Annotated in this window: 1 pseudogene; it reads right to left on the bottom strand. The window is 62.0% G+C overall.

What is annotated here, in order from left to right:
* A pseudogene (locus AC0L2X_RS32550) lies at window positions 1–306 on the bottom strand (hypothetical protein); the annotation flags it as partial.
* Window positions 307–416: the final 110 nt, after the last annotated feature.

The raw sequence follows: 416 nt of genomic DNA, 5'->3' as shown, positions 1-416 counted from the left end.
TGCCGCTTCGTTTTCGGCGGACGGATCGTCGCCCACACTGGTACTTGTGCTTGTGTCACCAACGTTGCCGCTGGCACTAACGCCTGCGTCGACTGATCCGTCATCCGCCCCGACCGAAACTCCAACATTTGCTCCGCCTACGCCGTCGACGCTCGTGCCCGCCCCCACGGATACGCCTTGCGAACCGGCGCTCACTCCAGCACCGACCCCGACACCGCCCGCCCTACCGCCCACGCCTGCTTCAAGGGCCGAGGCAGGCCCAATTGTGATCCCGATAGTCAACGCGGCCGCGACATACTTCTTCATTCGCGTCTCTCCTGCGGCATTACATTTCGCTCACTAGTCTTCACTGGCGCGGCTCGAGCTTTTTGATGGCCGTGTTGGAAGCAATGCTGCGGGAAGAGGTATGGTTGCGA

The organism is Mesorhizobium sp. WSM4828 (assembly GCF_055811175.1).
Note: the sequence above shows the minus strand (reverse complement) of the source record. Positions and strands in the feature narration are given on the sequence as shown.